Annotated in this window: 22 protein-coding genes and 2 pseudogenes; 17 read left to right on the top strand and 7 right to left on the bottom strand. The window is 38.9% G+C overall.

All coding sequences use genetic code 11. The features are described from left to right. Nucleotides 1-38 precede the first annotated feature (38 nt). From MKY83_RS09460 to MKY83_RS09450, 3 genes are all read left to right on the top strand, one after another. Nucleotides 39-1,307, top strand: coding sequence for a glucuronoxylanase (locus MKY83_RS09460; RefSeq protein WP_065097394.1), 1,269 nt, complete (start codon nt 39-41; stop codon nt 1,305-1,307). A 129-nt stretch (nt 1,308-1,436) separates the two neighbouring features. Then, nucleotides 1,437-2,144: a response regulator transcription factor gene (locus tag MKY83_RS09455; RefSeq protein ID WP_044141362.1), complete on the top strand. Its 708-nt coding sequence runs from the start codon at nt 1,437-1,439 to the stop codon at nt 2,142-2,144. 2 nt (nt 2,145-2,146) lie between these two features. Then, complete coding sequence (locus MKY83_RS09450; protein WP_342488599.1) at nt 2,147-3,550, top strand: HAMP domain-containing sensor histidine kinase; 1,404 nt, start codon at nt 2,147-2,149, stop codon at nt 3,548-3,550. A 53-nt stretch (nt 3,551-3,603) separates the two neighbouring features. Here the strand turns inward: MKY83_RS09450 and MKY83_RS09445 are convergent, their stop codons facing one another. Then, nucleotides 3,604-3,912 (bottom strand): DUF4870 domain-containing protein, encoded by a 309-nt coding sequence (locus MKY83_RS09445; RefSeq protein ID WP_044141364.1) that lies wholly within the window; start codon nt 3,910-3,912, stop codon nt 3,604-3,606. A gap of 152 nt (nt 3,913-4,064) precedes the next feature. Here MKY83_RS09445 and MKY83_RS09440 point away from each other — a divergent pair. From MKY83_RS09440 to MKY83_RS09420, 5 genes and pseudogenes are all read left to right on the top strand, one after another. Further along, a pseudogene (locus tag MKY83_RS09440) lies at nt 4,065-4,427 on the top strand (family 1 glycosylhydrolase); the annotation flags it as partial. A gap of 237 nt (nt 4,428-4,664) precedes the next feature. Further along, nucleotides 4,665-5,075, top strand: a complete 411-nt coding sequence (locus tag MKY83_RS09435) for a MerR family transcriptional regulator (protein WP_185108804.1) — start codon at nt 4,665-4,667, stop codon at nt 5,073-5,075. A gap of 18 nt (nt 5,076-5,093) precedes the next feature. After that, nucleotides 5,094-6,017 (top strand): alpha/beta hydrolase, encoded by a 924-nt coding sequence (locus tag MKY83_RS09430; RefSeq protein WP_340911015.1) that lies wholly within the window; start codon nt 5,094-5,096, stop codon nt 6,015-6,017. Nucleotides 6,018-6,252: 235 nt separating this feature from the next. Next, nucleotides 6,253-6,525, top strand: a complete 273-nt coding sequence (locus MKY83_RS09425) for a DUF2651 family protein (protein ID WP_044141368.1) — start codon at nt 6,253-6,255, stop codon at nt 6,523-6,525. Nucleotides 6,526-6,757: 232 nt separating this feature from the next. Then, nucleotides 6,758-7,071 (top strand): annotated as a pseudogene (locus tag MKY83_RS09420) (cytidine deaminase). Nucleotides 7,072-7,111: 40 nt separating this feature from the next. On the opposite strand, the gene MKY83_RS09415 reads toward MKY83_RS09420, so the two are convergent. Then, on the bottom strand, nt 7,112-7,879 hold the full coding sequence (locus MKY83_RS09415) for a pentapeptide repeat-containing protein (RefSeq protein WP_113767736.1): 768 nt from the start codon (nt 7,877-7,879) through the stop codon (nt 7,112-7,114). Nucleotides 7,880-8,047: 168 nt separating this feature from the next. On the opposite strand from MKY83_RS09415, the gene MKY83_RS09410 reads away from it, so the two are divergent. Further along, a complete protein-coding gene (locus MKY83_RS09410) occupies nt 8,048-9,193 on the top strand; it encodes a choline esterase (RefSeq protein ID WP_044141370.1) in 1,146 nt (381 codons plus the stop codon). 109 nt (nt 9,194-9,302) lie between these two features. Here MKY83_RS09410 and MKY83_RS09405 read toward each other — a convergent pair whose 3' ends face one another. From MKY83_RS09405 to MKY83_RS09395, 3 genes are read right to left on the bottom strand one after another with little or no spacing between them, the layout of a single operon-like run. Then, nucleotides 9,303-9,620, bottom strand: a complete 318-nt coding sequence (locus MKY83_RS09405; RefSeq protein WP_217012474.1) for a monooxygenase — start codon at nt 9,618-9,620, stop codon at nt 9,303-9,305. Nucleotides 9,621-9,631: 11 nt separating this feature from the next. Continuing rightward, a complete protein-coding gene (locus tag MKY83_RS09400; protein ID WP_217012475.1) occupies nt 9,632-10,555 on the bottom strand; it encodes a DsbA family protein in 924 nt (307 codons plus the stop codon). A 36-nt stretch (nt 10,556-10,591) separates the two neighbouring features. Beyond that, nucleotides 10,592-10,936: an NADPH-dependent FMN reductase gene (locus MKY83_RS09395; RefSeq protein ID WP_342488597.1), complete on the bottom strand. Its 345-nt coding sequence runs from the start codon at nt 10,934-10,936 to the stop codon at nt 10,592-10,594. Between the two features lie 28 nt (nt 10,937-10,964). Between MKY83_RS09395 and MKY83_RS09390 the strand changes: the two genes are divergently transcribed. The 3 genes from MKY83_RS09390 to MKY83_RS09380 all read left to right on the top strand — a co-directional run bounded on the left by MKY83_RS09390 (nt 10,965) and on the right by MKY83_RS09380 (nt 12,345). Further along, on the top strand, nt 10,965-11,408 hold the full coding sequence (locus tag MKY83_RS09390) for a TetR/AcrR family transcriptional regulator (protein ID WP_260564594.1): 444 nt from the start codon (nt 10,965-10,967) through the stop codon (nt 11,406-11,408). Between the two features lie 72 nt (nt 11,409-11,480). Beyond that, the gene (locus MKY83_RS09385; RefSeq protein ID WP_044141373.1) at nt 11,481-11,906 is read left to right on the top strand and encodes a MarR family transcriptional regulator; all 426 of its coding nucleotides are present in this window, start codon (nt 11,481-11,483) and stop codon (nt 11,904-11,906) included. Between the two features lie 91 nt (nt 11,907-11,997). Next, the gene (locus MKY83_RS09380) at nt 11,998-12,345 is read left to right on the top strand and encodes a DoxX family protein (protein WP_044141374.1); all 348 of its coding nucleotides are present in this window, start codon (nt 11,998-12,000) and stop codon (nt 12,343-12,345) included. A gap of 72 nt (nt 12,346-12,417) precedes the next feature. Here MKY83_RS09380 and MKY83_RS09375 read toward each other — a convergent pair whose 3' ends face one another. Then, nucleotides 12,418-12,597, bottom strand: coding sequence for a hypothetical protein (locus tag MKY83_RS09375; RefSeq protein WP_268454605.1), 180 nt, complete (start codon nt 12,595-12,597; stop codon nt 12,418-12,420). 239 nt (nt 12,598-12,836) lie between these two features. Here MKY83_RS09375 and MKY83_RS09370 point away from each other — a divergent pair, with 239 nt between their 5' ends. The 5 genes from MKY83_RS09370 (at nt 12,837) to MKY83_RS09350 (ending at nt 17,104) form a co-directional block, all read left to right on the top strand. Next, a complete protein-coding gene (locus MKY83_RS09370) occupies nt 12,837-14,006 on the top strand; it encodes an NAD(P)/FAD-dependent oxidoreductase (RefSeq protein ID WP_268454603.1) in 1,170 nt (389 codons plus the stop codon). Nucleotides 14,007-14,048: 42 nt separating this feature from the next. Next, nucleotides 14,049-14,729, top strand: a complete 681-nt coding sequence (locus MKY83_RS09365; RefSeq protein WP_185108816.1) for a TetR/AcrR family transcriptional regulator — start codon at nt 14,049-14,051, stop codon at nt 14,727-14,729. A gap of 162 nt (nt 14,730-14,891) precedes the next feature. Then, nucleotides 14,892-15,542 (top strand): PAS domain-containing protein, encoded by a 651-nt coding sequence (locus MKY83_RS09360; protein ID WP_217012478.1) that lies wholly within the window; start codon nt 14,892-14,894, stop codon nt 15,540-15,542. A gap of 11 nt (nt 15,543-15,553) precedes the next feature. Next, nucleotides 15,554-15,928: a RidA family protein gene (locus MKY83_RS09355; RefSeq protein ID WP_106067585.1), complete on the top strand. Its 375-nt coding sequence runs from the start codon at nt 15,554-15,556 to the stop codon at nt 15,926-15,928. Between the two features lie 72 nt (nt 15,929-16,000). Then, nucleotides 16,001-17,104, top strand: a complete 1,104-nt coding sequence (locus MKY83_RS09350) for a threonine synthase (RefSeq protein ID WP_106067586.1) — start codon at nt 16,001-16,003, stop codon at nt 17,102-17,104. A 577-nt stretch (nt 17,105-17,681) separates the two neighbouring features. On the opposite strand, the gene MKY83_RS09345 is transcribed toward MKY83_RS09350, so the two are convergent. Continuing rightward, nucleotides 17,682-18,761 carry an isocitrate/isopropylmalate dehydrogenase family protein gene (locus MKY83_RS09345; RefSeq protein ID WP_342488594.1) on the bottom strand — a complete coding sequence of 360 codons (1,080 nt, stop codon included), beginning with the start codon at nt 18,759-18,761 and terminating at the stop codon, nt 17,682-17,684. Between the last annotated feature and the right edge of the window lie 51 nt (nt 18,762-18,812).

The following is an 18,812-nucleotide window of genomic DNA, read 5'->3' as shown; positions in this document are numbered from 1 at the left end:
ACGGCATCGATTAATGGTTGATGGGAGAGTGGGGAAATTTGATGTCCATAATCAAAAAACCAATTTGCACTTTATTGGTCTGCTTCACTATGTTGTCTGTCATGTTCATAGGACCCGGCGTAACTGAGGTGTCAGCGGCAAGTGATGCGAATATTAATGTCAACGCGGAAAGACAAGTGATCCGCGGCTTTGGCGGGATGAACCACCCGGCTTGGATTGGTGATTTGACCGGCCCTCAAAGGGAAACCGCCTTTGGCAATGGGCAGAATCAGTTAGGATTCTCCATTTTACGGATTTATGTAGACGAGAACAGAAATAATTGGCACAGAGAAGTCGCCACCGCTAAAAGAGCGATAGAGCACGGTGCTTTCGTGATTGCTTCGCCTTGGAATCCTCCAAGCCATATGGTAGAGACTTTCAATCGTAATGGTGCGTCTGCAAAGCGGTTGAGATACAATCAATACGCCGCATATGCTCAGCATTTGAATGATTTCGTGACATACATGAAAAATAATGGCGTCAACCTCTATGCCATTTCTGTACAAAACGAGCCTGATTATGCACATGAATGGACATGGTGGACACCTCAGGAAATCCTGCGATTCATGAGAGAAAATGCTGGCTCCATTAATGCACGTGTGATTGCACCAGAATCCTTTCAATACCTTAAGAATATCTCAGATCCTATCTTAAACGATCCACAGGCGCTTAGAAATATGGACATTCTCGGTGCCCATCTGTACGGAACCCAAATCAGCCAGCTTCCGTATCCTCTTTTCAAACAAAAAGGAGGGGGAAAAGAGCTGTGGATGACAGAGGTCTACTACCCGAATAGTGATAACAATTCAGCGGACCGCTGGCCTGAGGCATTAGGGGTATCAGAGCATATTCACCATTCAATGGTGGAAGGGGACTTTCAGGCGTATGTATGGTGGTACATCCGGAGATCATACGGTCCTATGAAAGAAGATGGAATGATTAGCAAGCGCGGATACAACATGGCGCATTTCTCCAAGTTTGTGCGTCCAGGGTACGTCAGAATTGATGCAACGAAAAGCCCTGAACCAAATGTTTTCGTCTCAGCCTATAAAGGAAACAATCAGGTCGTCATTGTCGCGATTAACAAAAACAATACAGGAGTCAATCAACACTTTGTTATGCAAAACGGAACTGCTTCGCAAGCTTCAAGATGGATCACGAGTAGCAACAGTAACCTTCAGCCTGGAACTGACTTAAACATATCAGGAAATCAATTTTGGGCACACCTCCCTGCTCAAAGTGTGACAACATTTGTGATCAAACGCTAAAAAACACAAAAGCCAATTTTCTCATTAAAAAAGAAAATTGGCTTTTTTCTGTGTAAATAGAAAGTTGATTTTTCACGACGTCTACACTTTGGGTATAATAATAGCAATGACTTCAGGAGAGTGATCATAATGCCAAAGCTTCAAAGCAAAGTATTGATTATAGATGACGAAAAAGAAATCTTGGAATTAATCCATACAGTATTAACAAGGGAAGGCATTGATCGGGTGATAACAGCTTCAACTGCCCGTGATGGGCTTATGCAATTTCATCAAGAACAACCCGATCTCGTCATACTGGATATTATGCTGCCAGACGGTGAAGGCTACGATATTTGCAAACAAATCAGAGACGTCTCACATGTTCCGATTATCTTCTTATCAGCAAAGGGAGAGGAATCAGACAAAATTGTAGGACTTGCCATTGGCGGCGATGATTACATTACAAAACCGTTCAGTCCAAAAGAAGTCGCCTACCGGGTAAAAGCTCAGCTAAGACGGTCATCATACTTGCAGCCTTCTCAAGCTGATCCCGTCATCAAAAAAGGGCCATTTGAGTTAAACGAGCAGCAAGCCGAACTGACAAAAAACGGAGCGGCGATTGAGCTCACTCCGAAAGAACTTATGTTGATGACCTATTTCTTGCAGCATCCGAATCGCGTGATCAGTAAAGAAACGCTTTATCAAACGGTTTGGGGAGAGGATTTCTTCGGTTCTGATAATACAGTGATGGTTCATATACGAAGACTTCGGGAGAAAATAGAAGATTCCCCATCTACACCAGAATTTCTCGTGACGGTTAAAGGGCTTGGCTATAAATTTGTTGTAAAGGATGCGTAAAGATGAAATGGCGATTAACAGGCAGATATATGGTCTCTGTCATTATCGTGACCATTATCACGGTCTTTATTAACTTATTTGGATTCATGATTTGGCTTGTACTACAAGCAAGCAGCCAGCAAAACGAAGAAAATACGCCGGAAACCTTCACAAGAACATTTGAACAATACATCACCTTATCCGATCAAGATATCACCGTGAGCAAAGAAGGACAGCAAGCCTTAAAACAACAAAATGCATGGATTCAAATATTAGATGAAAATGGACAAGACGTTTATCATGCACAAGCACCTAAAGGCATAAAGAGTAAATATACACCTATAGAAATCGTAAATTTACATAAATATAAGGATAAGCAATTGCTATCGACTATTTATGCCGGGGGAAAAAAAGGAAAGGGCAAGGAATACAGCTACTTTATCGGATTTAAGGACCCTTCCATCGGAAAATATTTATTTTCGTTCGATACGAAAGACTTAATATCAAGATTTAATATCGGGACGATGATTTTATTATCAATAGATGCCATCATTGCCTTACTCATTGGGTACTTATTCAGCCGGCAGCTCACAAAACCGCTCGGCCGTGCTATTCATGGCATCCAGCGGCTCGCAAATGGAGATTATACGACGAAGCTGCCAACTAAGGGGATATATAAAGATGTTTTCTATAATGTTAATCACTTATCAGAGCAGCTCGCTTCAAGCCAAAAAGAAAAAGACAAATTAGAGCAAATGCGGGAAGAGTGGATCAGTCATATTTCTCATGATATTAAAACACCATTATCCTCTATTCAAGGCTATGCAGAAATCATGAAAGATCCAAATTATCCTCTTTCAGATCAAGACATCAAACATTATGCCAGCATCATAGAGAATAAATCACTGTACATTAAAGATGTCATGGAGGATCTCAATTTAACAACAAGGCTGAAAAATAACGATGTGATGCTGCATAAAGAGCTGGTGAACATTGTGCCGTTGCTGCGAGAAACGTTAATTGATATCCTCAACGATTCGAGATATGCAGATCAAAGCATTGAGCTGCAAACGAATGTAGACAAGCTTATGCTGAATATTGATACGATCCTCATACGAAGAGCGGTCACCAATCTCATTTTAAATGCCCTTGTTCACAATGATGCTGATGTGAACATCATTGTACAGCTTGAACAAAAAGAACATACCCACATCAAAATTCAAGACAACGGCAAAGGAATTGAAGAGGCAGAGCTAGAAAAAGTGTTTGACCGCTACTATAGAGGGACGAATACAGGAGGGACCCATGCAGGCTCTGGTCTTGGAATGGCGATTGCAAAAGATATCATCCAAAAACACGGCGGAGATATTACGATACAAAGTATGTTAGGGGAAGGAACAACGATTGATATCCAATTACCCGCTTGAACGGACATACAAAAAACGGTTCTGCTCAATCACAGAACCGTTTTTTTCATCTATTATTCTGAAAACACTTTAATGCCTTTCACAATGTTCCAAATGAAGAAGTAGATCGCGACAAGGAATGTCACAGCATACGTTGCAATTAAGAACGGACCAGCATGACTGATATCGTTCATGCCAAGTAAACCTGAACCGGCAATACCAATTCCGAAAATCAAATAAGGAATAATATGTGTCCATAGTGATTTTTTCGCATGCTCTTTCACTTCGTCCTTTCCTAAGAAATAGACGATAATCGGAAACAGAAACGGTGCAAAAAAGATACTGAAGTAACATAATGAAGACAAAATTTTATTTTCTCTCAAACCTTTTCACCTCTATGATTGATTTAGAAGAGGGGACCATTTGACTCATCCCTCAATTCCTATAAACCCATTGTACAACCTCAACCTTAACTTGTATTAATCCGAACCTTACAGCAACATTAAAAATGTTATACCGTAAAATGATTCTAGTTATTTCATTAATCAAGCTGTATGACAGATACCAAAAGCCTTTGTTTGTTTGTGAAAATGGACTTGGCGCAAGAGATACATTGACACAAGACAGAAAAATACACGATGATTATCGAATTGATTATTTGAAAAAACATATTGAACAGATGAAAGAAGCAGTCAAAGAAGGTGTCGACTTAATGGGGTATACGCCTTGGGGATGCATCGACTTAATTAGCTGCGGAACTTCTCAAATGAGTAAACGCTATGGTTTGATCTATGTGGATCAAGACGATAGAGGGAATGGTACATTGAATCGTTACAAAAAGGATTCCTTCTACTGGTACAAAAATGTGATTGCAACAAATGGAGAAGATTTATCATAATCCAGATTGAATGATGAAAAGCATCATTGCGCCCGACTTTATTTGCCGGGTGCGATGGTGTTTTATTTGTTCACCGAAAAGAAACCCAAATCATGTCATAGCAAGCACAAGGAATATCTTCTCTCTACTAATCTGAAAGCAAAAGCTGGCTAATAAATGTTTCACCTTGACCTTGAAGTATAGTTCAACCTTTATAATGTACATATAGTAAGACTAAATAATGACAAAGGAGTAACGATGGAGTTGATGACTAGAGGAGAACTTGCCAAAAAAACAGGAGTAAGTCCTGCCGCAATTCGTTACTATGAAGAGCACAACATATTGCCTGCTCCAAGACGACGTTCAAACGGTTACAGATTCTATACAGAAGACTATGTTGTGAAGATTCAATTGATCAAAGATGCGAAAACACTGGGTTATTCATTAAAGGAAATAGCTGAAATTATGGAAATGCTAAGTCAAGACATAGACCTTGATACCCTAAGAAAAATTGTCCATCTTAAACATGAAGAAATTGAAAGGAAAATTAAAAGCCTTCGTCTCATTCAAGACCTTTTATCTAACTTATTAAAGACCCGTGAAAAAAAAGTACAAGTCTACCTGGAATCATTTCGTGTACCAAATGAGGATGATCAATCATCATATTGAGTGAAAGGAGAGAAAAAAATGAGTGTAGAAATGTATCATGGTGAACGTTCTGAAGAAAGTGTTCAATTTGAAACATTATTCGCTTCGCAAAGTAATAAAGAGAGTTTTTCTAGTATCGAACAAACAAAAAAATTTCTTGAGCAAAAAGGAATTGAAAATACGCAGCCTTATGCCATTGGGGATGATGTGAAGTTAATGAGTGAGGTACAAGAGCAGACATTCGAAGGCATGCAAGTTTTCACATTGAACGAACAAGCATCACAAAACCAAAAAGTCATTCTCTATCTACATGGTGGCGCATGGACAAATCAGCCGTTGAATGTCCATTGGTGGTTCATGGATAAAATGGCGCAATCACTCGATGCGAAAGTGGTCGCTCCTATTTACCCAAAAGTGCCTCATTATAGCTACCAGGATACGTATCCGAAAATACTTAACCTATATAAAGACCTTCTGAAAACTGCCGGAAGTGCCAATCAATTGACGATCATGGGAGATTCAGCTGGTGGAAATATCTCACTTGGTCTGGCTCACCTTTTAAAGAAGGAGGATCTGCCGCAGCCGAAGGATATTATTTTATTATCTGCATGTGTTGACATGAGCTTAAGCAATCCTCTCATGTTTGAATATGCAAAAAAGGACCCGATTCTAGGTTATGAAGGAATGGAAGCCATTGCAAAGATTTGGACAGCTGATCAACATGTAACTGACCCATTGATCAGTCCCATTTACGGTGACTTCAAAGGACTTGCGAAGATTACTCATTTCATTGGAACACATGATATGTTATATCCAGATGCCATAAAGCTCGATGAAAAACTAACAGAACAAGGAATTGACATAAAAACCTTTGTTTATCCCGAAATGCTTCATGTATTTGTTGTCATGCCAATCCCTGAAGCAGATGCTCAGGAGAAAATCATTCAGGTGATCAATCGTTAAGAAATGTAGAATGATTTGATTGAAATAGTCGAAAGTTTAGTGAATGGGCTGCTTTTATGAAAGCAGCCTTTTTCAATTCAACATGAAATACATCCACAATGTCCATTCACTACAGATTAAACTTTCCTTAAATTCCAATTTATGTTTACAAGGAGCATCTTTCCCATTAATATAATGATTGTTCGCTTTATCATTGGGATGAAACAAATGGCTGGTTAGTAAAGGAGAGTGGATAATGATGATTTCTTTTCTTCAACCTATGGCTCTGATCTTATTTACATTGCCTTTGTTATTTTTAATATGGGGGATTGTAGGCTATATCATCTTTAAGCGGGTCTACATCGTTCTAATGATCACATTTGCAGCTTCAACCATTTTTATCTTTGCCTATACGGGGTTTGATATGTCGAATATGTATTGGGTCATCGCTATGACCTTTCTATGCATGTGTACCTCTCTCATCACAAAAATCATCCACTATATGATTCGTCGCTATAAAAAAGGATAAGAAGAAGATGATATGTGCAAACATAAGCTGTATTTGTTCCCATTCATTTCATCTCACGCAACAGTTCATCACCTAATGTTTGGTATAATAAATACGAGCAGTGAAGTAGAAGGAGAACACGATGAAAACTTTTGACCTATGACAAGAAGATTTAGAATTAATAGACGAAGCAAAAAAGAAGATTATCAGTCTTTATGAAGATGATAAACACCATGTATGGGCAGCAATCCGCATGAAAACAGGAGAAATAATGTCGGCTGTCCATATAGAAGCCTATATCGGACGGGTAACTGTTTGTGCAGAAGCCATTGCAATTGGCAGCGCTTTATCGAATGGATATAAGGATTTTGATACAAAATTGTTGCAGTGAGACACCCTTATTCAGATGAAGAAGATAGAAGAATTAGGGTAGTAAGCCCTTGCGGCATCTGCCGAGAGCTCATTTCAGACTTCGGACCAGCATGTTTTGTCATCATTGAGATGGATGGGGAGCTGGTCAAGGTGAAAATCGAAGAACTCATCCCGCTCAAATATACTCGAAGCTGATATACCACATAAAGATAAAGTAGGAGGGATGCAGCAAACGTTAAGTGTGATTCTTGCTGCATTCAAGATGACTGAAAAATCGCTCAACAAAAGCAGCCCCATATATTTTCTCCATATGTTTCGTGTTAAAAATATATTGTTCCATATGCTCAAGCTTGCGTAGACTGCGCACCAGTATTTTCCGTTCATCGTCAGAAAGTGCAGGGTCATCGTCTATCATCTTCAAGGCCTTTTTCACACGTGCAGATACCTTTTCAATATAGAGATGGTTTTTGGATGCTGGCGGAATACATGCCGACAGGTCACAGCCTGTAAAACGAACACCGTCAAGGGTACAGTTTTCAAAATCGGCGATCAGCTTTTGTTTGCCATTTCCCTCAAACGTTATATCTATTAGCTTACCACCAAAGGTACAATTGACGATATTTGCTGCCTGTAATACGCGGTCATTGAATCTACATTTAGAGAAAGTGCAATCGATAAACGTAGCATTCTCCAATGTCATTCCTCTCATATCGCAAGAAGAAAATACGCAATTGGTGAAGACAGCTTCGTTTTTGCCAATGCCCACAGAACGCAAGTCTGAACGACTAAAAGTACAATGATCAATCGTACTACCAGCAAAAAATCTTGCATTCGTGAGATCACACGTATCAAATACAAGATGATCCAGGTGACAGCTCCAAAAAATAGGAGAACGAACATTTGAGTTGATGATCGTCGTTTTGCTGATTGTTTCGTTTTCATACCTGGCAATATCAGAAAATGATTCGTTGTCTATTGATATACCAGACTCAAGTCTTCTCATCGCTATCACCCTATCATTTCTTCAGAACTTTTCACCATTATGATGTCCATTCAGCAAGTTCATTTCATTTCTCTTAGCACTTGTCTTTGACTCAAGATTATATCACAAAACGATACTCACCCAGCAAAGAACAGATATCCATTTTCATGATGAAGGGGGCATAAAAGAATGAAAAGGTATGACACATTCCCAGAACCAATCGGTAGCTATATAGCCGGCCGAATCCAGATGGATTTTGAGTATACGGCATCAGATCACTCCAAAAGAGAACTGACCGCATTTATGTACTATCCATCTGATAGCAGTAAAGGAAAGACTCCATCCACATACATGTTTCCTGAAGTCTACGAAATGATTCATGACCAGCCGCTTGTCACTGAGTATTTGAAGGAAATAAACTTCTTCTCTATCGATATCAAAACGCATTGTTACGACGACCTGGCTCTTTCTCAGAAGGAAGAGCGCTATCCAGTGGTATTCTATGTTTGCGGCGGGGGTGGTTCACCAGAATGGGGGACAGCCATCTGTACAGACATGGCAAGCCAAGGGTATGTTGTCGTCAGTATCGGTCATCAGGATAGCACCATGTATAAACGGAAAGATGGGAAACTGTTGAATGTATCAAAGGGTTTTTCGGATGTCATTATGGCGTTTTCTGAAGATCCAGAGATGATGGCGCTGGCTAGTAAGATGAAAATGCGCCCTGACGATGAAACGGCTATTGAGATGTGCCATAACATCCTTACCTTGCCAATCATTAACGAGTTAACAAGATATAGTGAACAACAGGCAGAAGATGTAAGGTACGTAGCTGATTATCTTCACAAACTAGACTCTGGAGAATGGAAGTCCATCTTTCATGACAGACTGCTACTCGACACGGGCATGGGTATCGCCGGGCATTCTTATGGCGGGCCTACAGCGGCTATTGTTTGCCGGGATGACGACCGGTTTGTCTGCGGGGTTGGCTTAGATAGTGGTGCATTCGGACTTCTCGACAGCGACCTCAATAAACCCTTTTTGCTGCTGTTTTCTGAACCGAATTATTATATGAATGCGATCATTGGCGCTAACAACAGCATGGAAACCTATTATTTCTCCGTTGATCGTGCTGCACATTTAGATTACTGTGACATCGTGTTTACCGGCGTAGATGAGGAACTTAGAGGCACAAGGGATGCATTAGAGATGCGTAATCTTGTGACGGACTATACGAAGACCTTTTTTGATCATAACATCCTGCAAAAGGCTGTACTTGTGGAAAGCCTGTCATATGATGGTGTAGACTTAATCAAGAAAACCAGCAACAAGTGAGATAGGAGAAGCTGCTGATAGCAGCCTTTTAAAGAGTCAGTTTAAAGGTGAATATCTTATTTAATTCATAAGCAAAAAGAGCAGCAAACAACCGCTCTTTTTTCGTGTATCAATCTTTATGCGTTTTTAATGGACCTTTTGTGATATGAGTCAGCTCAGAGTTTATGTCAAAGATTTTCGCATTGATGTCTGTTATGCCAAAGCTAGTGATTCTTTTAGAATGCACATCGAGATATGTTTCAGCTGCTTCTTTTGTTTCGAATAAATAAATCCCGCCAGCCTCATTTTTCTCAGGGTTCTCCGTCCATATCTTCCATATGAACCCGTCCTCTTCATCAATAGTTCTCGCTAAATCAGAAAACTCTTTTGCCAATTCATCTCCGAAAGGGCCATTCATCTTAAAATCCACTTGTAATACGTAAGCCATCTCCATTCTCCTTATGTTGAAGTTGTGAAATACTGTTCTCCTAGAACTTCTTTCATTTGAAACGATTCTTGTGAAAATTCTTTCTCCATAAAAGACCTCGCATCCGATTGGTCAATATCGTACATCACTTCAATCTCTTTAGAGAATAGAAGTTTTTCTTTTTCGAGTAAGGCAGAAACAGCTGGGAGCTTCTTCGGTTGAAGCTCTACAGAGTTTAAAGCTTGCTTTAATCCATCAACATAGACGTCTAATGGTCGACCACCCGTGATTTTAACTCCTTTATTTTCTTCATTGACGAAGATGATGGTAGGAAACCCTCTTGCACCGAGTTCTCGAACAAGAGCAAAATCTTGATTTAATAAGTCTTGTCCGCTAGGGAGTTCCGCTTCATGTAAAATAACATCTCCGTTCAGTCTAAGGTTGTTGACGATATCAATCAAAACCGTGATATCAGATATATTTTGATTAAATGCAAATAGTGCTTCTCTTGCACGACGTAAAAACGTATAGGCTTGTTCATCACCGTGATGTTTTTGAATCACTTTGAACACGCGAGAGGACGGGTAGGAGGATTGAACAGGATTGTCAATCATTAAGGACCCATCAATTGGCATGCGAGAATGTTCTCCGACCTCTCTCCAGTGACCCGCAACATCAGCAGGTTTATAAATTCCGTTTGCGGGGTCTATTGGACCGTCATGCCATTTCTCTAGCAGTCCACCCAGCACAGTCTGGAAATGAAAATAATGTCCGTATTGCTCTTTAAATCGACGCAGGACAGGTTCAATTGCCCAGCAATGAGAACAAATCGGATCTGTTACATAGTAGAGCTTAATGGATTTTTTAGGTTGGTGAAAGTCAATGACCTGGATATCTTCTTCACCTACACCGCATACACCAGTTTCTAAATCACAAAACATGCCATTGTTTTTCAAGTTATTTCCTCTTTTCTATTTAAGTATCCATGATCATTAATGTCTAATGGTTTTTAAAGCAGTAGACCAAGATACGACCTCAAACAACATCGTATCAACCGTTTGCTCATGAAATGCGGCTGGCTTAAAGGTTGTCATATGTTCAAAGTCAGTAAAAAGACTTAGCCCAGGTTGAGTACGAACTGTTGCAACAGCCGGAACAGATAAAATTAAACGTAAGTTATTTGCTGCTGTCACACCTAGAGAAGAACCATAACTGACAATTCCACCTGCCTTGTTGTTCCATTCAGTATATAAGTAATCAATTGCATCTTTCAGTCCAGCTGTGACCGCTTTGTTGTATTCAGGCGTGACAAAGATAAAACCATCAAGCTCACTCACTTTTTTTGACCATGCATGAGCTTCAGCCGTGATTAACCGGGCGACGTTTTATTATCATTTTGAGGATAAATACGATTTATTAGATAAAACACTCTCAGAAGTATTGTCGATTAATTTAGAAAGTATCAATTTTAATAATAGTAAACTAGATGAAGATACAATGATGAATATATTTAAAGCGCTAGCCAGTTTTCAACAATCTCTGCATAATCGCTGCCAAGTAGAATATGAAACTGAACTTGCTCCAATTGTTCGAGAACAGCTTGAAATTATTTTTTATCAATTGTTAGTGAATCAATATACAAATGTCGAAAAACAAGTGTTAAAGGTCACGGCTGTTTTTTTAAGCTGGGGAATTCACGGAGCTTCTGTTGAGTGGAGAAAGAATAGTTCGCACATATCTTCAGAAGAATTTATCAAATCAGCATTACCGTATATCATGTCAGGAATTGATTTTAAGCATAACAGGTAGACAATTTGACAATGTTTAATCGCTCCACTAATATAAATGCTATAGCATATAAAATTGTTAGAGGGTGTTTACATGAAGTTACATGATTTAATAGGTTATCTCGTTCATCGCACTGATGTGAAAATGACGAATTATTTTACGAATAGGTTAAAGCCGTACGGAGTTACACCAGAACAGTGGAGCATTATTAGTATTCTTAGCCGTGAAAAAGGCTCGACTCAAAAGGAATTGGCAGAAGGCATTGATAAAAATCAAACCACTGTCGTAAGAATGATCCAGTCAATGGAACGAAAAGGGCTTGTCAAAAAAATCTATAATGAACAAGACCGGCGCTCGCATCACCTGTTTTTAACAGAAAAAGGGGACGAGATCAAAAAGGCGATTCTTCCTGTCGTCATGGATGCACATCGAACTGTGACACATCAATTAAGCGATGAAGAGATCCAACAATTAAAATTACTTTTAAACAAATTATTCCATTCAGACTATCCATCTTGATAAATCTGTAAAGTAGGAACAACCTCTATTTTTGTACGATATATGCTATGACATATAAATTTCACCTTTTGGTCAAATAACTTAGAAAGATGTGATCACTATTTTCATTCTTATTCTACAAATTGTATTGGCCGTTTTCTTTTTCCTAACAGGAACGAAAATCATATCTGGAAAAATGGCAGAAGAGTTCAAACGATTTGGTTTACCCGCATTTTTCAATGTTTTAACGGGGGCTCTTGAGCTAATAGGCGCTGCTGGAATGCTAGCCGGCATATGGATGCCAACATTAGCATTATTATCAGGCTTATTGTTAGGAGGCACGATGCTGGCAGCTGCATTTACACTGATCGTATTGGCCAAAGATCCCTTTAAAAAAGCAATCCCTGCACTTGTTTTATTCGCTATCAGTATTGGGGTCAGCTTATACCACATTCTTTAAATTCATATCAAGAAGTCACAATAACCTAAACAAATCTCCATTGTTCCAATGATAGATTTTGTTTAGGTTTTTTTAGCGATTGAATCGTTTTCGAAGAACTAGGCATGAAACTGCGAAAGCGCCTGCTGATACAGCAGCAAACATCAGCCCAGATTGTTCTAGTTTGAATTTGAATAACAAAGGGACAGAAAGAATGAGAGCGGCACCACTAAAGCCCAATCCTAATATCAACATTGCCAATAATTTATTCATAGAAACACCTCTTATACTTAGAGTTAGAACAATGGAAGCCTACTGATCCAAGAATCATTGCTATGATTCGACATCCTTTAACATTCCTAGATGGAGTGTAACATATGATAGCAGGTGATTGGTTTCTTTTCATTAAAACACAATCATGAAACAAACGATTTTAAACGAACAATGTTCGTTATAATATAAATGAGAGGTAGTTTTAAACGATTTCCATAAAGGAAGAGGAGATGCATACGATGAAGGCATTATCTAAGGACCAAAAGCAAATCGCTATTATTGGAGGGGGACCTGGGGGGCTAACACTCGCCTTAATTCTGCAAAATTACGGTATACAAACAACCATCTATGAACGGGAGATGTATGACATGAGTCTTGAAAGAGGGGGGTCACTGGATATTCACGAAGAAACAGGCCAAAAAGCATTAAAAGAAGCAGGAGTTTATGAGAAATTTCAAAAGAACGCCCGTTATGAAGGAGAAGATTTCCGATTACTTGATAAATCAGGAAGAATTTATTTAGATGAAGAAACGGAATCAGATCAAAAAGGCACTCGTCCAGAAATTGATCGTGGTGTGTTGTGCGAACTGCTGTTAGATCAAATTGATGCTGCAAACATCAAATATGGATATAAACTAGGAAGATGCGTTTCATTAGAAAACGGCATGACGGAGCTTCATTTTGAAAACGGGGTTGTCGAGACAGTTGACCTTTTGATTGGGGCTGATGGTGCATTTTCTCGTGTGCGTCCTCTGTTAACAGATATTGAGATTGAATACTCTGGGCTCACGATGCTGGAATTGAATGTCCTAAGCGTAGAGGGGAACCACCCTGATTTAGCTGAATTTAATAAACGTGGTAAGATGTTTGCTTTAGCAGACCATAAAGGACTGATTGGTCAATTAAACGGAGATGGACGAATCAAAGTGTATGCAAGCCTTATGGTAGACCGCAACTGGATCGAGACTTGTGGTATACCGTTTCATCAAGCGAAAGAAGCAAAAGAACAATTATTAGAGTTATTTAGTGATTGGGATGATCAGCTGAAAAATTATATTCGTTATGCAGAAGATGCCATCATCCCAAGACGGATTTATACGCTTCCTGTCGGTTTTAAATGGAATCGTCATAAAGGAGTAACGCTTATCGGTGATGCAGCTCATGTCATGTCACCATTCGCAGGCGAGGGTGTAAACATGGCGATGTTTGATGCAATGGAGCTTGCACTTGCTATTGTCCGACATCCTCATGATATTGAAAAGGCTATTGAGGAATACGAAGACATGATGTACGAATATTCATCGGAAAAGGCTCATGATTCGGAGAATAGTTTAAAACTGTGTTTTTCAAAAGACGCTGCGGTCAAGCTTGCAGATATAATGAATTCTTTTCAAGAAAACGGTGATTGATGCTCAATTTACTATTTTACTTTGACATGTTATAAAGAGAGTATGAACAATTCAAATCGTCGTATTATAAGTCGCCGGTCTCGGCCGGCTAAAGAGCCCTTAAGCCGTGAGCTCATTGTGAAAACGGCCTATGAGCTTCTTAAGGAGCAAGGAATAGAGGGCATGAGTATGCGTAAGGTGGCTAAAGCATTGGATACGGGACCTGCATCCTTGTATGTCTACGTGAACAATTTTCAAGAACTCAGTGCTTACGTATTGGATTATGGTCTCGGCCAAATGGTTTATCCAGATTCAGCAGATAGCACATGGAAAGAACAGTTATTTGACATATTGCAGACTTATTTCCTACTGCTATTCGAAAAACCTGGTCTCGCTGAAATTTCTCTTTCCACTATTCCACAAGGAACGAACTTTCTTCAGTTGACCGAACATATTCTCGCTGCATTGCATGAAGGCGGGATCAAATCTACATCCGCTGCATGGGGAGTAGACCTATTACTGTTATACGTATCTTCGGTAGCTTACGAAAAGGTCTCTTGGAAGAAACATGACTCTTCGCAGATTTCAGACACAAAAAAAACATTTCATAATGCAGACAAAACGCGTTTTCCTTTCATTCATAGTGTAAAAGAAGAAATGTTTTCAGGTGATCCCGTATCAATGGAACGGTTCCGATGGGGAATTGACGTCATTTTGTATGGAATCCAGAAAGAAATCAATTAGAAAGGAGCACAAGCAAAAAGCAGTCAATGGCTGCTTTTTTTATATGGTTATTTTCACATTTATGATCTTGTGAGCATCATGATATATAAATAAATCTATATATTGTATTTATATATAAAAAATTATATAATCTAGTGGAATAAAAAAATGAGGTGCTTAGGCATGGAACATATTAAAAAGTTATTAGAGAGTTATATTCCTTTAGCAAAATCTACTGCAAAAATGTTTGGACCAAATTGTGAAGTGGTGATTCATGATTTAACGAACCCTCAAGCATCTGTCATGTTTACAGTAAATAACCATGTGACAGGAAGAGAAATCGGTCAATCATTTGATCATCTAGTAAAGACTGTATTACAATCAGAAGATTTTAAAGAAGATTATCTGGCTGGTTATACATTTGTAACTGAAGATAAGCGTACGATTCGTTCTTCGACTTCATTAATACGTGATTCAAAGCAAAAAGTGATCGGTGCTTTCTGTATCAATTTTGATGTTGAAGCCCTAAATCAAATGCAACATTTTATGGATACTTTTCTTTCTACACAAGTGGAAGCTCAAGAGAAAGAAACAACATCAAATGATGATCTTGAAAATGTGGAAGAAATAGTAGATCAATTGATTCAACAGATCATTCAAAACAGTGTTCATCCAGTCATGAAACGTCATGAAAAAATTGAACTAATTAAATTCATGGATGAAAAGGGCATTTTTTTAATGAAAGGATCTGTTGAGAAGGTCGCATCTATGTTAGGCATTTCCAAAGTAACCGTCTATAGCTATTTGGATGAAATCAAAAATAAATCGAGATAAGGAGTGTCAAAATGGAAAGCATACTCGAGGTAGGAAATTTAAAATCAAACGGACACTATGCATTCGCAACCATTCATCAAAACACGGTCTATGTTTCAGGACAATTTGCCATCAATCCCGAAACGAGAGAAAAAGAGTTCGGTCCCATTGAAGAAGAGACATTACAAGCGCTTAAGAATGTAGAGATGATTGTAGAGGCTGCTGGAAGTAAAAAAGAAAAGATTTTGCGCATGACATTATACATTTCGGATATTCATTTATGGGACAAAGTCGATGCTGTTTATACTGAATTTTTCGGTGAACATAAACCAGCACGTACTATTGTACCAACGAATGAATTACATTTTGGTTTCAAAATTGAAATTGATGCCATTGCATATATTTAAGACCTTTTTTTGTCTACTCTATATAAAAAATTATATTTCGTATAAAAAAATATTTGAAGGGGTTGATGATTGATGAATCAATTGATTTGTAACCATTGCGGGAAAAAATATGAGATGACACCAACTCTATGGAAATGTGATTGTGGTGGAGTATTAAATCTAGTGAAAGATACCCCGAAAATAGACGTCGCAGCTTGGGATCACTATCCAAATTCATTATGGCGTTATGTTGAAACCATGCCATTTTCAAAAGCTTCTAAGACTTGGGAAACTGTCACAATGGGGGAGGGTCAATCCCCTTTAATCGTTCTAGATCCTAATGAGCCAAACACTTATGTAAAAGTTGATTATATGATGCCGACATTATCCTTTAAAGACCGAGGAGCCGTAGTTCTAATGACAAAGGCTAAAGAACTCGGGGTATCAAAAGTGATTGCTGATAGTAGTGGGAATGCAGGAACAGCGATTGCAGCTTATGCAGCACGCTGCGAGATTGCCTGTGACATCTATCTAAGCGATGACACTTCACCTAAAAAGGTCGCTCAAATAAAAGCACATGGAGCAACGATTAAAGAAATTCACGGGACGCGAGAGGACATTGCAGCTGCGGCACAAAAGGCAGTAGACAATGAAAGCGTTTTTTATGCAAGTCATGTTTATAACCCTTATTTTTTTGAAGGAACAAAAACATACGCCTATGAAATCTATGAGCAACTAAAAGGAGCACCTGATGCTTTAATCATTCCGGTTGGAAACGGTACTCTCCTCCTCGGTGCATATTATGGCTTTAAAGAGTTATTTGAAAATGGTCTCATTCATAACATACCGAAAATCGTGGCCATACAAGCGAAAAACTGTGCACCCCTTGTGAAAGCTTATCAAAATGAAGAAAAATCAGCATCACCTGTGACGAATAAAGGGACCTTAGCAGAAGGGATCGCCATTGCTGCTCCAGCACGCTCCAAACAAATTTTAGAAGCTGTACTAGATACGAATGGTACGTTTATTGATATTGAAGAAGATGAAATTCTGAATGCACGTTCTAAACTAAGTGAGAAAGGATTTTATGTTGAAGTGACATCTGCAGTCAATTTAGCTGGCTACATGAAATATCAAAAGGAACCAGAAGAAACCATTGTCATACCTCTTTGTGGTGCAGGGATTAAATCAAAATAACCCTCCATTGCTGGATCTTTCGGATTCTGATAGTTACTTAATGCCAGATGTTTGTAAGACCGTTGCTGTTAGGTTACGTCAACTGATCCGATGACAGCTCATTAAATGCACTTTGATTCAAAAACCTTTATGACCGATTTGATTTATTGAAGAGGTAGTAGAGGTTTTTGATATTTATTCATTTCTTTTTATTAGTTTACATAATATATATTCTAGGAAGTTAAAGCATGAATGAATTTTCGTTGTCTCAACACTAAGTATACTTATCTTATTGAGACAAAAAAGAAAAAATCAAAATCCAACATTCAATCTTCAGATTTTGATTCATGATTTTGATTCATGTAAATGCTTTATGATTTTTCGTTTGCCCAATATCAAAATTCGTGAAAAAATGCTCATCGACCTCGATATTGTATTCATCATCACATTGCAACCTACCTTCAAAAACTACATTGTCACTGCAAGCGCCCAACAATTCCTTTAAAATGGATTGTTTTTTTTCCGATCTGTCATCAGCGTTTGATCATTAGATAGAAAAGATTCTCCGTGGATCATCTTTTCTTGTTGACCCTCCCTTCTATTTATATAGATTCATGGTTTGAAGGAATGCCTCTGTGAATTGGGTCGTCGTCTCGTTTCCTCCTAAATCTTTCGTTTTAATGTTCATTTTCATGATCTTATGAAGTGTACGTTCGATAAGAGCTGCCGTCTTTTTTAACCTTTCATCATGATATTTCGCATGTAACCAGTCACAAAGCATCACTGTAGAAAGAATCATGCCAATTGGGTTGGCGATATTCTGCCCAGCGATATCCGGTGCTGATCCATGTGCCGCCTGTGCCATGGCTTGGTCTTCGTTACAATTTAATGAAGGCGCTATTCCTAAACTTCCGACTAGCTCACCTGTTAGATCAGATAAAATATCACCAAACATATTCTCTGTCACAATGACATCAAAATCACTTGCACGCCTCACTAAGTGAGCCGCCATTGCATCGATATGTACATCCTCTACCGCCACTTGCGGATACGCTTTTGCTACCTCTTGGCATGTTCGCAAAAACAAGCCAGACCCTAATTTGATAACATTTGCCTTATGAACAATAGTAACCTTTTGCCTGCGCTTCATCGCACTTTGAAAGGCTGCATGAGCAATACGTGTTATCGCTTTTTTTGTAAATACACCTGTAGATATAGCGACATCTGGTGTAATCATCCACTCTCCTACCCCATGATACATGTTCCGATCTGGATAGAAGCCTTCTGTATTTTCTCGAAAAATAACGAGATCGACGTCTCGTACAAGGCTTTGTACCCCTGGTAACGATTGAGATGGACGAATGTTCGCAAATAGATCAAACGTATGACGGAGCTCTCCGCTTGGATTTCTCCTCTCTTTAAATATGTTCTGGTATGAAGCAGAATCATGAGGCCCTAAAATCCATCCATGGCATTTTTTCAATTCGTCTTTAGTAGATGTCGGCACAGGATCTTGGTGAAGAGAATGGATGGCTTCAAAACCGATTGGACATTCTACAAATTCCACAAATGACTCATGAAACTGTGACAGCGCTGCCTCTAAGATGCACATACTTGCTTGTACAATTTCTGGTCCAATTCCATCACCTTTCAATACACCGATTCGATATGACTGCATAAAATCCGCCTCCTTTGTCTTTATTTTACTTCTCACTAGAAGAATTGTGAA

Origin of the sequence: Bacillus sp. FSL M8-0266 (genome assembly GCF_038613425.1) — a bacterium.
Taxonomy (GTDB): Bacteria; Bacillota; Bacilli; order Bacillales; family Bacillaceae; genus Bacillus; species Bacillus pumilus.
This window is presented reverse-complemented; position numbering and strand designations above follow the sequence as displayed.

Coding starts and splice junctions, on each gene's coding strand:
- MKY83_RS09430 (WP_340911015.1), top strand. CDS start 5,094: ATGAGTGTAGAAATGTATCATGGTGAACGTTCTGAAGAAAGTGTTCAA.
- MKY83_RS09415 (WP_113767736.1), bottom strand. CDS start 7,879: ATGAGAAGACTTGAGTCTGGTATATCAATAGACAACGAATCATTTTCT.
- MKY83_RS09370 (WP_268454603.1), top strand. CDS start 12,837: ATGAAGGCATTATCTAAGGACCAAAAGCAAATCGCTATTATTGGAGGG.
- MKY83_RS09350 (WP_106067586.1), top strand. CDS start 16,001: ATGAATCAATTGATTTGTAACCATTGCGGGAAAAAATATGAGATGACA.
- MKY83_RS09385 (WP_044141373.1), top strand. CDS start 11,481: ATGAAGTTACATGATTTAATAGGTTATCTCGTTCATCGCACTGATGTG.
- MKY83_RS09455 (WP_044141362.1), top strand. CDS start 1,437: ATGCCAAAGCTTCAAAGCAAAGTATTGATTATAGATGACGAAAAAGAA.
- MKY83_RS09345 (WP_342488594.1), bottom strand. CDS start 18,761: ATGCAGTCATATCGAATCGGTGTATTGAAAGGTGATGGAATTGGACCA.
- MKY83_RS09410 (WP_044141370.1), top strand. CDS start 8,048: ATGAAAAGGTATGACACATTCCCAGAACCAATCGGTAGCTATATAGCC.
- MKY83_RS09360 (WP_217012478.1), top strand. CDS start 14,892: ATGGAACATATTAAAAAGTTATTAGAGAGTTATATTCCTTTAGCAAAA.
- MKY83_RS09450 (WP_342488599.1), top strand. CDS start 2,147: ATGAAATGGCGATTAACAGGCAGATATATGGTCTCTGTCATTATCGTG.
- MKY83_RS09405 (WP_217012474.1), bottom strand. CDS start 9,620: ATGGCTTACGTATTACAAGTGGATTTTAAGATGAATGGCCCTTTCGGA.
- MKY83_RS09375 (WP_268454605.1), bottom strand. CDS start 12,597: ATGAATAAATTATTGGCAATGTTGATATTAGGATTGGGCTTTAGTGGT.
- MKY83_RS09435 (WP_185108804.1), top strand. CDS start 4,665: ATGGAGTTGATGACTAGAGGAGAACTTGCCAAAAAAACAGGAGTAAGT.
- MKY83_RS09365 (WP_185108816.1), top strand. CDS start 14,049: ATGAACAATTCAAATCGTCGTATTATAAGTCGCCGGTCTCGGCCGGCT.
- MKY83_RS09425 (WP_044141368.1), top strand. CDS start 6,253: ATGATGATTTCTTTTCTTCAACCTATGGCTCTGATCTTATTTACATTG.
- MKY83_RS09355 (WP_106067585.1), top strand. CDS start 15,554: ATGGAAAGCATACTCGAGGTAGGAAATTTAAAATCAAACGGACACTAT.